13 protein-coding genes are annotated in these 14531 nt (G+C 62.2%); 7 read left to right on the top strand and 6 right to left on the bottom strand.

The window, feature by feature from the left end; translation table 11 throughout:
- Window positions 1-30: 30 nt before the first annotated feature.
- Window positions 31-903 carry a glutamate racemase gene (gene murI / locus HPO_RS14385; protein WP_035600228.1) on the top strand — a complete coding sequence of 291 codons (873 nt, stop codon included), beginning with the start codon at window positions 31-33 and terminating at the stop codon, window positions 901-903.
- Here murI and HPO_RS14380 read toward each other — a convergent pair.
- Window positions 846-2042 (bottom strand): type III PLP-dependent enzyme, encoded by a 1197-nt coding sequence (locus HPO_RS14380; RefSeq protein WP_035600227.1) that lies wholly within the window; start codon window positions 2040-2042, stop codon window positions 846-848. The two genes, murI and HPO_RS14380, sit on opposite strands and share 58 nt — an antisense overlap.
- A gap of 271 nt (window positions 2043-2313) precedes the next feature.
- On the opposite strand from HPO_RS14380, the gene HPO_RS14375 reads away from it, so the two are divergent.
- A complete protein-coding gene (locus tag HPO_RS14375; RefSeq protein WP_035600315.1) occupies window positions 2314-3411 on the top strand; it encodes a substrate-binding domain-containing protein in 1098 nt (365 codons plus the stop codon).
- 18 nt (window positions 3412-3429) lie between these two features.
- Here HPO_RS14375 and HPO_RS14370 read toward each other — a convergent pair whose 3' ends face one another.
- Window positions 3430-4536 (bottom strand): glycosyltransferase family 4 protein, encoded by a 1107-nt coding sequence (locus HPO_RS14370; RefSeq protein WP_035600225.1) that lies wholly within the window; start codon window positions 4534-4536, stop codon window positions 3430-3432.
- A 192-nt stretch (window positions 4537-4728) separates the two neighbouring features.
- On the opposite strand from HPO_RS14370, the gene putA reads away from it, so the two are divergent.
- Together putA and HPO_RS14360 are read left to right on the top strand one after the other, a co-directional pair.
- Window positions 4729-7863, top strand: a complete 3135-nt coding sequence (putA, locus tag HPO_RS14365) for a bifunctional proline dehydrogenase/L-glutamate gamma-semialdehyde dehydrogenase PutA (RefSeq protein ID WP_035600223.1) — start codon at window positions 4729-4731, stop codon at window positions 7861-7863.
- Window positions 7864-7873: 10 nt separating this feature from the next.
- A complete protein-coding gene (locus tag HPO_RS14360; RefSeq protein WP_035600221.1) occupies window positions 7874-8758 on the top strand; it encodes an RsiV family protein in 885 nt (294 codons plus the stop codon).
- Window positions 8759-8768: 10 nt separating this feature from the next.
- On the opposite strand, the gene HPO_RS14355 is transcribed toward HPO_RS14360, so the two are convergent.
- The 3 genes from HPO_RS14355 to HPO_RS14345 all read right to left on the bottom strand — a co-directional run bounded on the left by HPO_RS14355 (window position 8769) and on the right by HPO_RS14345 (window position 10265).
- Window positions 8769-9263 (bottom strand): DUF6265 family protein, encoded by a 495-nt coding sequence (locus HPO_RS14355; RefSeq protein ID WP_035600220.1) that lies wholly within the window; start codon window positions 9261-9263, stop codon window positions 8769-8771.
- Window positions 9264-9348: 85 nt separating this feature from the next.
- On the bottom strand, window positions 9349-9777 hold the full coding sequence (locus HPO_RS14350; protein WP_051612651.1) for a PaaI family thioesterase: 429 nt from the start codon (window positions 9775-9777) through the stop codon (window positions 9349-9351).
- A complete protein-coding gene (locus tag HPO_RS14345) occupies window positions 9774-10265 on the bottom strand; it encodes a PaaI family thioesterase (protein WP_051612650.1) in 492 nt (163 codons plus the stop codon). The genes HPO_RS14350 and HPO_RS14345 overlap by 4 nt, the downstream gene beginning before the upstream one ends.
- 113 nt (window positions 10266-10378) lie before the next feature.
- On the opposite strand from HPO_RS14345, the gene HPO_RS14340 reads away from it, so the two are divergent.
- The 3 genes from HPO_RS14340 to HPO_RS14330 are packed head-to-tail and all read left to right on the top strand — an operon-like array spanning window position 10379 to window position 13158.
- A complete protein-coding gene (locus HPO_RS14340) occupies window positions 10379-11710 on the top strand; it encodes a flavin-containing monooxygenase (RefSeq protein WP_035600218.1) in 1332 nt (443 codons plus the stop codon).
- Entirely contained in the window at window positions 11707-12420 is a 714-nt protein-coding gene (locus tag HPO_RS19895) for a M23 family metallopeptidase (protein ID WP_051612649.1), read from the top strand. The genes HPO_RS14340 and HPO_RS19895 overlap by 4 nt, the downstream gene beginning before the upstream one ends.
- A 42-nt stretch (window positions 12421-12462) precedes the next feature.
- On the top strand, window positions 12463-13158 hold the full coding sequence (locus HPO_RS14330; protein ID WP_035600216.1) for a DUF6498-containing protein: 696 nt from the start codon (window positions 12463-12465) through the stop codon (window positions 13156-13158).
- 521 nt (window positions 13159-13679) lie between these two features.
- Here HPO_RS14330 and HPO_RS14325 read toward each other — a convergent pair.
- Window positions 13680-14531: hypothetical protein (locus tag HPO_RS14325; RefSeq protein WP_035600215.1), on the bottom strand; the 852-nt coding region annotated here is incomplete at its 5' end.

The following is a 14531-nucleotide window of genomic DNA, read 5'->3' as shown; positions in this document are numbered from 1 at the left end:
GCCGCTGAGGAATGGTCTTAATTGGCGAATATGACCGCCGACGCGCCCTTCCCGTTTGAACCTTCGCCCGCCAGGGGGCGTGTTCTCGTCTTCGATTCCGGGGTCGGCGGGCTGACGGTTGCCGGGGAAATCCGGGCGCTGGGGCCCCGGCTTTCGGTGCATTACGCCGCCGATACCGGCTTTTTCCCATATGGGGACAAGTCTGACGACGCCTTGCGCGCCCGCCTGCCGGTGGTGGCCAAGGCGCTAGTTGAGAATGTGCGCCCGGATGTGTTCGTCATTGCCTGCAACACGGCGAGTACGCTGGCGCTGGCCGAAGTGCGCGCCGTGCTGGATATCCCTGTCGTGGGCACGGTGCCGGCCATCAAGCCGGCGGCCCGGCTGACCGAGACCGGAACCATCGGCCTCCTCGCCACCCCCGGCACCATAAGGCGCGCTTACACCGCCCGCCTGATTGAGGAGTTTGCGGGCGACAAGCGCGTCATCCTCCATGGCAGCCTGGAACTGGTCAAACTCGCCGAGGCCCATGCCCGCGGAGAGGACGTGCCGCCGGAGGCCTTTGCCGCCGCGCAGGCACCCCTGTTCGAAGCGCCGGGCGGCGATGAGATTGACACAGTGGTGCTTGCCTGCACGCATTTCCCGCTGGTGCGCGGGCAGCTCATTGCCACCGCGCCCCGCGCCGTCAGCTATATCGACAGCGGCGCGGCCATCGCCCGCCAGACGATCCGTGTACTGCCTGCCAGAAATGAATCAGGCGGACAGGGAGGCACAGCCTGCCTCACAAGTCCGCCTGAAAGGGAAGAGGCCACCGTCCGCGTCCTGAGACGCTACGGTTTTCCCGAGGTTCAGTTCGTGGCCATCGAGCCGATCGAGATGACTTCGGCGCCTTCGGCCGAGCCATAGAGCGACGGCCAGGGGCTATCCTGAACAATCGCCAGCTCGGACTCGCCAAAGCCGTTGAAGCGCGTCGCCATCGAGCGGCCATAGGCGCCGATATTGCCGATCTCCACATAGTCGCCCTCGGTCAGCCCGGCCGGCAGCCAGACCTTGTAGGGAAGCATGTCAGCTGAATCGCAGGTCGGTCCGTAGACGGTGTATTCCACCATCCGGCCCAGCTTGCGCCCGTCACCCGAGATCGCGCGCATCGGGAACACCCAGTTCTCGTGCACGGCGTCATACAGCGCGCCATAGGAGCCTTCATTGATGTAGAGCGCATCGCCCTTAACCAGATCGACGCCCACCAGCAGGCTTTCGGCTTCAGCCACCAGCGCGCGGCCCGGCTCGCACCACAGGTCAGCGTTTTCCAGAACGAACATGTTCTCGAACGAACGCATCACCATGGCGACATAATCGTCCATCGCCGGCGGGTTCTTGTCGGCATAGATGGCCGGGAAGCCGCCGCCGACATCCACGATGTCCACGGTCACGCCGGCGTCGATGATGACGCGGCTGGCATCTGCCATCGCCTGTGCCCAGGCAGAAGGCTTCATCGCCTGGCTGCCCACATGGAACGACACGCCCAGCTCATCGGCATAGCGGCGGGCAACGCTGAGGATATCAGCAGCTTCCGCGGCGCCGGCGCCGAACTTGCCCGACAGCGGCAGGGCCGATCCTTCGTTCGACACGGCAATGCGCACAAGGATCGTCAGATCCTTTGCAAAGTCGGTCGCGTCGAGAATCTTCTGCAGCTCGGCCATCGAGTCGGTGACGAAGATGCGCACGCCATGATTGAAGTAGGCGCGGCGGATCGCCTGACGCGGTTTCACCGGGTGCAGGAAAGCGATGCGGGCGTCCGGGAAGCGGCCGCGAATCAGCTCGATTTCCTTTTCGGAAGCCGCGTCAAAGCTACGGATGCCGCCTTCCCACAGCGCGTCGAGGACGTGCGGGGCAGGGTTCACCTTCACGGCATAGAAAGCCTGGGCCGGGAATTTCTCCACGAACCAGCTCGCAGCGGCCGTCACGCGCTCCGGACGGAAGCAATAGGTCGGCAGCTCGGGCTTTTGCTCGCGCGCAATATGATACGGGGTCGCGTAAGTGTGCATGACACCTAACCTCCAAAGGGCTTCAAACCAGCTTTGGGCGTTAGTACAGGGGGCCCCCCTTATCGGGTTAGCCCAGATGTCCGCCACATCGAATTTCAGGGGTCGAAATAGTGTACAATGCCCGGGCATGCAAGAAGAAATTTTGCCCGTTACATAAGCTTGTCACAAAAGGGTAACGGTGCTGCGCCAGATAGCGCTTGCAAACATGGTAAAATGGCGCTCCGAAAGCCGCGATCTCTGCGGCATTGGCGCTGTTCCCGGAGGTCTCCCGATGTTCTTTCGCCGTATCAGCCTGCTGGGCGCCGGCCTGCTTGCCCTGGCCGCCTGCAGCCAGAGCGACCTCTCGCAGCTCGATACCGGTGAGCCGGGCACCAAGCCTGTCCCGGCGATCGCGCGCGATCAGAAGATCAAGATTGTCGGGTCTTCCACGGTGGCGCCTTTCTCCCGGCCGGTTGCGGAGCGGTTTGGTGTGGTCACGCGGTTCTCGACCCCGATTGTGGAATCCACCGGCACCGGCGGCGGCTTTAAGGCCTTCTGTGAAGGCGTAGGCCCGATCACCCCTTCGATTGCCAACGCCTCCCGCCCAATGACCGATTCCGAGCGCGAGCTTTGCCGGAGAGCGGGGGTCACAGACATTACCGAAGTGGCCTTTGGCTATGACGGTATCGTGCTGGCGAACGCCAAGGGCGGCCCGGATTTCAGCATGACAAAAACCCAGATGTTCCTTGCGCTCGCCAAGGACATTCCGGACGGCAAGGGCGGCTTCATCCCGAACCCCTACACCCGCTGGAGCGAAGTCTCGCCCGAACTGCCTAACGTTCCGATCCTGGTGTTTGGCCAGCCGCCCACGTCCGGCACGCGGGACGCTTTCAACGAGCTGGGCATGGAGAAGGGCGCCCTCGGCATCCCTGAGCTGGCCGCCCTGAAAGCTTCAGATTCCGACGCGTTCAAGCTGCGGTCCCACACCATCCGCACGGATGGCCGGTGGATCGATTTCGGCGAGCATGATTCGGCGATTGTGCAGTCTCTGATGAAGTCTCCAGAAGCGCTGGGCGTTTTGGGCTTTTCCTTTCTGGAGCAGAATGCAGACCGCATCAAAGGCACGGCTTTCAGCGGCATTGCGCCCACATTCGAGAACATCAATTCCGGGGAATACGGACTTGCCCGTCTGATGTTCTTCTATGTGAAGGAACAGAACTTGCCGCTGGTCGATGGACTGGCAGAGTTCGTGGAATTTTCGGTCGATGACGGCGCCGCCGGGCCGGACGGTTATCTTCTGGAGCAGGGGCTCGTGCCGCTGCATGAAGACGAACTGCTTGAGCAGCAGCAGATCGCAGCCCGGCTTGTTGCCAAAAGCCGCGGCTACTGATCGGCCTGAGCTACGCGCCTAGAAGCCCGGCCCTGCCGGCTGCCTGCGGCGCCGGATACGGATTTTCTGCCAGAAGCGTTTACGCTCGGGCGCGGGCAGGGGCTGCAGGTTCTCGATGAACGCCTCGGCGCAGGCCCGCCAGCTATAGGTCTCCGCATAGGCCCGGCAGGTCTCGCGGCTGAGGCGCAGGCAATCAATGGCCCCTTGGCGCAGATTGCCGCCCACCGGCGTGATCGTGCCCGCGCCCGAACCAGGGATCACATCGCGCGGCCCCGTGGCATCATAGGCGGCCACCGGCGTCCCCGCGGCCATCGCTTCGAGCACCACCAGCCCGAACGTATCGGTCAGGCTGGGGAACACGAACACGTCCGCGCTGGCATAATGGGCGGCCAGGTCATCGCCGAACTTGGCGCCCAGGAACACGACATCCTTGTATTTCTTCTTCAGCTCTTCCAGCTGCGGCCCATCGCCGACGATCACCTTGGTGCCGGGCAGGTCCAGCTCGGCAAAGGATTCGATGTTCTTTTCCACCGCGACGCGGCCGACATTCAGGAAGATGGGCCGCTTCAGGCCCGCAAACGGGTCGCCCGGCGCGCCTTCCTCGATGCGTTTGGCCGGATTGAACAGTTCGGTATCCACCCCCCGGCTCCAGGAGACGAGGTTGATGAAGCGCTGCTGGCGCAGCTCGTCCAGCAGAGACGGTGTCGCCACCATCACCTTGCCCGAATATTTGTGGAACCAGCGCACGAAGGAATAGCCCCAGCTGACCGGCACCGGCAGGCGCGCCGAGACATATTCGGGAAAGCGCGTGTGATAGGCGGTGGAGAAAGGGTGTTTCTCTGTCAAGCAGACCGCGCGCCCGGCCATGCCAAGCGTACCCTCGGTGGCGATATGCACCGCGTCGGGTTCAAACTCGTCAAACCGCTCGCGGATCTTGCGGCGGGCAAACAGCGCCAGCTTGATTTCCGGATAGGTCGGCAGCGGCATGGTCATGAAACCATCCCCCGGATGCACGATCTCCCAGACATGGCCCATGGCCTCTGTCTCGGCGATAACGCGCTTCATCGTGCGTACGACGCCATTGACCTGAGGGTCCCAGGCATCGGTGACGAGCATGATGCGCATGCCGGCTCCATGGTTGTGGGCCCCCCGCGGGCCTTTCGCGGGCGCAATCTGACGGGCTTGGCGCGGGGCGTAAAGGGGGACACTGCGGCGCAGGGGTGTTTTGGGACACTCCCCCGATGGGGGTATTCTTGTCTGAAGGCTCAGGTATAAGCGGCAGAATATTGCCCCGACCTCGCCAGACGGACCCACACTATGCCCGATACCCTGCCTCAGACCGCGCTCGACTGGGATGCGCTCGACGCCCTGAAATTCGCTGATGAGGAGGCCCTTCTCGAGGGCCTGCTGAAGGAAGGAGTACTGTCGCAGCCGATCCGCGAAGGCGCGGTCCGCCGGGGCAGGGAGCTGGTCATGATCGCCCGCGCCAAGGGCCGCCGCAAAGGCATGATGGAAAGCTTCCTGGAAGAGTTCGGCCTGTCAAACTCCGAAGGCCTTGCCCTGATGTGCCTCGCCGAAGCGCTGCTGCGCGTGCCGGATGCCGAGACGAAAGACGATCTCATCGCCGAAAAGATCCGCTCGGGCGATTGGGGTGCCCATAAGGGCCAGTCCGACAGCTGGCTGGTCAACGCTTCCACCTGGGGCCTGATGCTGACAGGCCGTGTCATCGGGGCGCCGGAAAATGCCCAGAAGGGCGCGGGCAATTTCGTCTCCGGCCTCGTGCGCCAGAGCGGCGAGCCGGTCATCCGCGCTGCCATGATGCAGGCCATGCGCATCATGGGGGAACAGTTTGTCCTGGGGCGGACGGTCTCCGAAGCGCTCAAACGTGGCCGCCGCATGGTGAAATCGGGCGATGCCGCCCATTTCAGCTTCGACATGCTGGGCGAAGGCGCCCGCACCACCGAAGACGCCAACCGCTATTACAAGGCCTATCACGACGCCATCGCCGCCGTGGCAGCGGATAAAGATCCGGCGCTGCCGCCTGAGAAGGCCAATGGCGTCTCGGTCAAGCTCTCCGCCCTCCATCCGCGCTATCTCGCCGTCAAAGAAGCGCGCGTGATGGCGGAGATGTATCCGCGTGTGCTCTCCCTCTGTCAGGCCGCTGCCAAGGCAAATATCGGTCTCTGCCTGGATGCTGAGGAAGCCCACCGCCTGGTCATCAGCCTAAAGATCTTCGAGCGTCTGGCGCGCGAGCCCTCGCTGAAAGACTGGACTGGCCTCGGCCTCGCCGTGCAGGCCTACCAGAAACGCGCCCGCGCCGTGATTGAGCGTCTCGCTGCCCTGGCAAGGCAAACCAATCGCCGTTTCATGGTCCGCCTCGTCAAGGGTGCTTATTGGGACAGCGAGATCAAGAACGCCCAGGTCGAGGGCTATTCGAACTTCCCGGTCTTCACCACAAAGCAGGGTACGGATGTTCACTACCTCGCCTGCGTCAAGGCCATGCTGGAAGCCTCTCCCGCGATCTACCCGGCCTTTGCCACCCACAACGCCCACAGCCTGGCCGCCGTTGATCTGCTCGCCCAGGCGGCCGGCGTTACCAATTTCGAATTCCAGCGCCTCCACGGGATGGGCGAGCCCCTCTATGAAGCCGCGGACGCCGGAAACCGTGTGCGGGTCTATGCGCCGGTCGGCGCGCATGAAGACCTCTTGCCCTATCTTGTCCGCCGCCTGCTTGAGAACGGCGCCAACACAAGCTTCGTTCATTCGTTCCTCGATCCCGATGTGCCTGCAGAACATGTCGTCGCGGATCCCATTGCAAAGGTGGAGATCGGCCCCCGCCGCCATCCGCGCATCCCGACGCCGCCGCGCCTCTATGGCGCCGGCCGCCGCAACTCTGCCGGTCATGATCTCAGCCAGTTAGGTGTGCGTGGTCAGTTTGCGGCCGCTGTGAAAGTGCTGGATGACGGCCCGGCCTATGCAGCAGGCCCCATCGTGTCCGGAAAACCTGAAACCGGCGGCGGAGACCTCGTCCGTATGCCCGCAGAAACCGGCCGGGCGCTGGGCGCGGTGAAAGAGGCAGACACTGACGCCATCCATCGCGCGCTGGACGCGGCCACCGCCTTCCAGCCTGAATGGGACCATCTCGGCGGCCCCAAGCGCGCCGAATATCTCCACGCCATGGCAGATGTGATGGAGGCCAATGCCGCCCAGCTCATCGCCCTGATGGCGCGAGAAGCTGGCAAGACGCTGCCTGATGGCATCGCCGAAGTGCGTGAGGCGGTCGATTTCTGCCGCTACTATGCTCAGCAGGCAGAGCATGATTTTGCCGGGCCCGTGCGTCTTCCGGGGCCAACGGGTGAGACCAACCATCTCTCCCTGCATGGGCGCGGCGTCTTCTGCTGCATCAGCCCCTGGAACTTCCCACTGGCCATCTTCACCGGCCAGCTCGCCGCCGCCCTCGCCGCCGGTAACGCAGTTATCGCCAAGCCTGCCGAACAGACGGCGCTGACGGCGTTCGAGGCTGTCCGCCTCTTCCACAAGGCAGGCCTGCCGGCCGATGCGCTGCATCTTCTGCCGGGCAGGGGCGAAACCGTCGGCGCCGCCCTCACGGCAGACCTGCGCGTCTCCGGCGTCTGCTTCACCGGCGGCACCTCCACCGCGCGTCTCATCAACCGCACCCTGGCAGGCCGCGATGGCCCGATCATTCCGCTGATCGCCGAAACCGGCGGCCTCAACGGCCTCTTCGTCGACACCACCGCCCTGCGCGAACAGGTGATCGACGACATGATCATCTCCGCCTTCGGCTCGGCGGGGCAGCGCTGCTCGGCCCTGCGCATCGCCTTCCTGCCGAACGCGACCGCAGACCATCTGATCGAAGGCCTGATCGGCGCGATGAATGAACTCGCCCTCGGCGATCCGGCGCTGCCGGAAACCGATACTGGCCCTGTCATTGATGCGGATGCCCGCAAGGCACTTGGGGCGCATCTGGAGCGCATGCGCCGCGAGGCAAAAATCCTCCACCAGCTGGACGCTGGAAGGATCGGCGCAGAAGGCTATGGCTTCGGTCCGGCCCTGGTGGAGCTTTCCTCGCTCGACCAGATCAGCGAGGAAACCTTCGGCCCCGTCCTGCATATCCTGCGCTATGATCCGGATAATGTCGCCGCCGTCGCCGCGGGCCTGAAAGCCAAGGGCTATGGCCTCACCCTCGGCATCCATTCGCGCCTCGAAAGCTTCCATAACGCGGTCAAAACGGCTTGCCCCGTCGGCAACACCTATGTGAACCGCTCGATGATCGGCGCCGTTGTCGGGGTCCAGCCCTTCGGCGGGGAGGGGCTCTCCGGCACCGGCCCGAAGGCGGGCGGCCCCCATTATCTCCATCGTTTCGCCACAGAGCGCGTGGTAAGTGTCAACATCACCGCTCAGGGCGGAGACCCCGAACTGCTCAGCCTGTAAGGAATATCCGATGAAACCTCTTTTCCTCACCGCATCGATCGCTGCGCTGGTGCTGGCCGCCTGCGCTCCGGCAAATGAGGCGCCCGCCGGGGATGCCGCTTCGGGAGAAGAGGCCGGGGCAGAAGGTACCGTCTCGCCTGAAAGCGCGCCGCTGCCGGTAGACCTCGGCAGCCCGGTTTTCGAGGAAACGGCGGATGATTACACCATCCGCGCCGTGGTCGATTCCCGCATTGCAGCGTTCCAGCCGGCGCTCGCGGAAGATCTGATGACTGCCGCCAAGTCCCGGCTTGAGGCCTTCAAGGCCGATGCCATCGCTGATGGCACAGCTGCGCGTGAGCGTTCTGCCGCCACAGGCGAGGAAAACTGGTTCCGCCCCTATTCGATGGAAATCCGCTTCACCCCGTCTGCCCAGGCCGACGATGTGATCGGCATCGAGCAGTTCAGTATGGTCGACACCGGCGGGGCCCACCCCAACTACATCCTCACCGGCCTCGTGCATGAGCGCGGCGATGAATACCCCATTTCGCTGGAGGCGGTCGTCACCGATATGTCCGGCTATGGCGCCAGCCTGAAGAAGCATCTGATCGAAGCCAAATCAGAGCGCGCCTATGATGATACCCATCGGCAGAATGTGCCCGCTGAAGTCGAGGAAATCCTCGGCAGCGACGCTGAGGCGGCCAGCAAGTTCGGGCAGAACTTCACCCTTGCCCCCTCCACCGAGGCTGGCAAGTTCGGTGGCATCACCGTGCTCTTCTCGCCCTATGATGCCGGCCCGTATGCGGAAGGGTCCTATGAGATCACTGTTCCGGCGGCTGAGCTTTCCGGCAAGCTGACACCCGCCTGGGAAGGCCGGTTCGGCGGCGAGCCCGACCTGCCGGCCGAAAACCCTAAGTAACAGGCGCTGCCTAGCAACGGCGGAACTGGAAGGTCTGGGCCCGGTCACCATTCATGCGCGAGATTGTCGCCGTCATCCGGCGGCCATCACGCGTATAGGTGATCAGCTGCGGAAAATCGTGGGAGGGATTGGCGAAGGTGATCGTGTTCCGGCCGCGGCTTGCTTCGGTGAAAGCCGAAGGCCCGAAGCCACCCGGATAGGCATTGAACGTTGCCGGCGTGCCCAGCTCGATCCGCGTCTGCTCGAAATAGGTCGCCACCTCCCCATTGAGGTTCAGCGCATAGCCGAACAGATAGCCATGCTCGGGCTTGGTCCACACTTCCTTGTAGCTGCGGTCGTCATTGCGCCAGCAGCCGCTCATCCAGTCGAGATCGTCGGCATGGGCCGCTGAAGGGGCGCTGGCACAGGCCGTCAGGCCAAGGGCGAGGGCTACAAAGGCGCGTTTCATATGTCCACCAATCTCCGGCCCGTCCGGGCCTGTCTGCTTTGCGTGCGAGCGGATCATCCGCAAGTTCCCCTTAAAGGATACCACCCCGGCGCCGGGTGTGAAGCCATGAGTGCAGCTTCTCGGGGGCGGGCAGGGGCCCTGGTCAGTCCTGCGCCACCATGAAATGCGCCGTGATGGCCGAAACCGGGTCGGTCCGGTTCTCCTGCCAGGCCTCGGCCCGGACTGATGCCATCCGCCGCCCCATCTTCATCACGAAGGCGCGCGCATAGAGATCCTTGGCATGGCCCTGGCGCAGATAGTCGATGGTGATGTTGATCGGCCTCGGCGGGCGCGGCATGTCGGAAACGAGGAACACCTGCAGCATCGCCGTCAGCTCCAGGAAAGACGCAATCGCCCCGCCATGCAGCGCGCGGATGGTGACGTTCCCGATCAGCTTTTCCTGGAAGGGCAGGATCGCCGTCATCTCGTCGCCCATCACCTCGCAGCGCATACCCAGCGTCTGCGCAAACGGCACGCGCTTCAGGATGGCGTCCACTTCATCCGCCCGCGGATTTGTCAGGTTCGGGTTCATGGCAGCGTCTTTCCTTGCGGGCTCTGAGAGCCAAAGCGCGGCTTGTTGATGGCAAAGGTGCCCGCCGATGTCGCGATCAGCCGGTCGCGCGTCTCGTGATAGGCCCAGGCGCGGGTAAAGCACACGCTTTTGGTCACCCGGTAGCATTCGGCCTCGCCGATGATGTCGAGGCCCTTTTCAGCCGGGCGCATATAGTCGATCCGCAGATCGATCGTCGCCACAAAGCGCAGCTTCGTCATTGCCGCCGTGCAGGCCATGCCGGAAAGATTGTCGAGGAAGGTGGTGATCACCCCGCCATGGATCACGCCCGTCTCCGGGTCGCCCACCAAATTCTCCGCCCAGGGCTGCAGGCCCCAGACATGCCCACGCTCCACCTTCGTCACCTGGAACCCCACCTCATTGCCCCAGGGCACGGCCGAGTTCATCAGGTCGACATGTTCGCGCATCACGGCGGCGATACGGTCGGGATCGTTTTTGTCATCATTCATAAGAGGCTTACCCCGCGTCCGGATTTGACGCTTTATCCAAGCCGGATAACATCGCACCAATTCCAAAGAAACGGCAAACGTGACCCGCCCCGGCGGAAGAGGAGACGCCCCAAATGGCATTTGACGCAGCGGCAAAGCCCAAAACATGTATCATCGGCGCTGGATGCTCCGGCTTCACCATGGCCAAGCGCCTGAAAGATGCCGGCCTGCCGTATGACTGTTTCGAGAAGTCCGACAATATCGGCGGCAACTGGTATTATAATAACCCCAACGGGGTTTCCTCCTGCTACCAGTCCCTGCACATCGACACCTCCAAATGGCGCCTTGCCTTTGAGGATTACCCGGTGCCTGCCGACTGGCCGGACTTCCCCCACCATGCCCAGCTGCTGCAGTATTTCCACGACTATGTGGACCATTTCGGCCTGCGTGAGACCATCACCTTCAACACCTCTGTCACCGATGTCGCCGACCTGCCCGGCGGGCGTTACCGCGTCACCCTCTCCACTGGCGAAACCCGCGATTATGATGCCGTCTGCGTCGCCAACGGCCACCATTGGGATGCCCGCACGCCCACCTATCCGGGCAATTTCACCGGCTATCAGGTCCACTCCCACCACTACCGCGACCCGTTCGACCCCTATGATTTCCGCGGCAAGCGCGTGATGATCGTCGGCGCGGGCAACTCGGCGATGGACATTTCGTCTGAGCTCTCCCAGCGTCCGATTGCGGAAAAGCTGTTCATCTCCATGCGCCGCGGCGTCTGGGTGATGCCGAAATACATGGATGGCCGCCCCGCCGATAAGGCCGTGCTGCCGCCTTGGATGCCGCCCAGCCTCGGCCGGTCGCTCGCCAAGAAGAAGATCAAGAAAACCATCGGCAATATGGAAGACTACGGCCTGCCCAAGCCCGACCATGAGCCGCTGGAAGGCCACCCCTCCGTCTCCGGAGAATTCCTCACCCGCGTTGGCTGCGGCGACATTCTTCCCAAGCCCGGTATCGACCGGTTCGACGGCAACACCGTCCACTTCACTGATGGCACCACCGAGGAAATCGACGCCATCGTCTGGGCCACCGGCTACAACACCACCTTCCCCTTCTTCAAGCAGGATGAGCTGACCCCGAAAGACAACGTCTTCTCCCTCTACAAGCGGATGGTGAAGCCCGGCCGCGAGACGCTGTTCTTCCTCGGCCTCGCCCAGCCGCTGCCCACTTTGGTTAACTTTGCAGAACAACAGTCAAAGTTGGTGGCCGCCGCGCTGCAGGGGCGCTACGCTTTCCCTTCTCATGAGGAGATGGACCGCGTGACGATTGCCGATGAACAGGCCCATCTGGGCCATTTCTACGACAGCCCGCGCCACCGGATGCAGGTGGATTTCAATCTCTATGTCCGCGACCTGCTGAAAGAGATCGAGCGCGGGGCAAAACGGGCAAAGGTCGGCGCGTGAGGGCAGGGGCGTCTGGTCTGGCTCTGGCGGCGCTTCTGCTTGCCGCCGCCTGCGCCTCCGCGCCCGCGCCCATCGACCAGCGCCCCTCCCGGGCCATCCTGCGGATGCCGCCGGTGGATTTCGGCCCGCCGGGAGACCTGCGCAATCCGCCCCAGGGCCCGTTTCAGCCAAACGCCTATCTGCGCGCCTGTCCCGGCATGCGCGTCTCCAATGCGCCGCTGATGGATGGCGAGCGCTGGTTGACCGAGTTCAAGCCCATCATCGTCGTCTATGGCGTGATCCTGGCGTCGGCGCCGGTGAATGATGTCTGTCTTTCCTCCGGCTATGGCCAGCGGGATGGGCGCCTGCATGCCGGCATTGATCTGACAAACCGCCCACCCGGCATCGTCTACTCCGGCGCGCCCGGCCGGGTGATCGAGGCGAGGAATTCCTCCGGCTACGGCCTGAATGTCGTGCTCGATCATGGCCACGGCGTCTACACGCGCTACGCCCATCTCGATTACTTCGCCCCGGGCATCACGCCCGGCGTCTCCATCGGCTTTGGCCAGCCCGTTGGCCAGATGGGCGCCACCGGCAATGCCCAGGCCGCCCACCTGCATTACGAAATCCTCACCGGCAATATCGACAATCCCAGCGGCTCCTTCGGCCTCACCTCGCACGATCCCTTCTCCTTCCCCCCCTATGAAGGGGCGTTGCAGGCCGGATACTGATCTGCAACTCTCCCCGGCGGAGATCGGGGCAGGGGGGGCGCCATGACAGGAAAATACACGCCATCGCTGATCGCGCGCGCCTATGCCGATCCGCTGTCCTGGCTCAATCTGGCGGTTGATCTTCTGCCGATCTGGGCCATCTTCCAGTTCGGCTGGGGCGCTACACCGCTGGTGGCGCTTTACTGGCTGGAAAATCTCGTCATCGGCCTCTTTGCCGCCGCCCGTATGCTGGGGGCCGGCCTCACCCAGCTCAGCAAGGGGATAATGAGCGGGGCGGCTGTCTTCTTTCTCGTGCCCTTCTTCTGTTTCCATTATGGCGCCTTCTGCTGGGGCCATGGCGTCTTCATCGCAAATTTCTCGAACCAGGATATCGGCCTGCCTTCGCCTCAGGGCCTACTCGTCTGGGCGCTCGGCACGGGGCCCCACATGCTCTGGTTCCTCGGCGCCATCCTCGCGGCAAACCTCGCCGTCTTCCTGATAGATTTCATCGCCCGTGGAGAAATCACCCGCACAAAACTCGACGCCGAAATGACCGCCCCCTATGGCCGCATCGTCACCCTGCATGTCGCCATCATCCTGGGCGCCATGTTCGCCTTCGGCGCGGAAGAGCCCCTGATGGGCGTCCTCCTCCTCATCCTCATCCGCGTCGCCTTCGGCATGATCCTCACCCTCCGCCGCCGGATGAGGCGCGATGCTCAGTTGGCGGAGCGTGTGGAGGGGAAGGGCGCCACCGTCTAACCCCGTGTCATCCTGGAAGCCGCGAAAGCGGTTATCCGGGACCTTCCCTCCGTCACAAGGCCCCCTCCGTCTTGCGCGTCCCGCGCAATCCACCTCCCCCGCTTCGCAAGGGAGGATATCACCGCGCCCCCTCAACCAAACCACACGTTTCTTCTCCTCCCCCGTTTATGGGGGAGGTGGCCGCGAAGCGGACGGAGGGGGCTGCGCCAATACCCAACCCCTCGCCACACTCGACGGACAAAGCCCGTCAGAGTACTCATCTCCTGAGCCCACTACGGAGAAATCCAGTCTATCAATTCCGAAAGTAGCTTTGTCACCACCAGGAATAGAGCCTTTCTTCCCAAGAGCTTTGCAAATGGGCGTTTATATATTGGTGAACTACGATTGGCGCTTGTGTCTAGCACTGTCGATCCTCTGCATTGCGCCGTACAGAGATCGCTCAGGATGAATGGGATTGCTAGGGTAGCAAAATCAGCAATACTCCGTATCGGGGATGAATTCTCATATTGCTGTGTTTTGCTTCACTCCGACTGAAGAATTGCGCGCTTTAGCGTATCTACGGACGCGCTCAGGCCCGTTGTCTGTTCAATTTGCTTCAGGATTTCTTTGTAGCTCAGAGTGCCATGACCATTTGGAAAGAGCTTGCCGTAGATAGCCGCAACGTCTTCCTGCTTTCTCGGGCGACCAACCTTTCCAAGGTCGTTGCTCGTCCGACCCAGAGCAGCATCGTCTTTTCGAAGTTCACGTTGTGCTATTCCAGCCCAGTATGAATCCCAATTTCGGGTCACCTGGGGTTCTGGAGTAACCACGAACCAACCCTGATATTGAGCTAAGTTTTTTGCATGTTCGCAAACGTCAAAATCGAAGGGATTGTCAATGTCCTTTGATAAAACGAAATCGTAAAGGACAGTGTCAATCTCGAAGGTGATTGCATTCATGAATAAGGGTGGTCTGGTAAATCCAAAACGGCTCAGCATTTCTGATTGAAGTTTAGACCACGCCTCATCATTGTGTGTGCCAGCAATTTGTTCATTGTAGTGATCGATTTGTTCTTGGGTGATGGCCTCACAGAAGTTGAATTTTTTGGATAGCTCATCGGAGTATTCATCAATTGCGTATTCTTCTCCAGCGACAACTGCGGAATTTAGATCTACATACCAGCGGTGCCTTAAAGCTGCTTTATCTACTTTGACGACTGTCTGCTTCCCGTCGAAGAGGTATAAGTCGTTTTCGAGCATCTGCGTTAGCCAGCTGAGCAAAATGTCCTCACTTCTGAATAACAAAAACGACATAAGACCTGAACTTGGTGAGCGAAGTTCGAGGTACTTTCGAGCGTCGTCAAAATGCTCATCGGTAATCCTCCCAGAAATTAA

Source organism: Hyphomonas polymorpha PS728, assembly GCF_000685315.1.
Taxonomy (GTDB): Bacteria; Pseudomonadota; Alphaproteobacteria; order Caulobacterales; family Hyphomonadaceae; genus Hyphomonas; species Hyphomonas polymorpha.
This window is presented reverse-complemented; position numbering and strand designations above follow the sequence as displayed.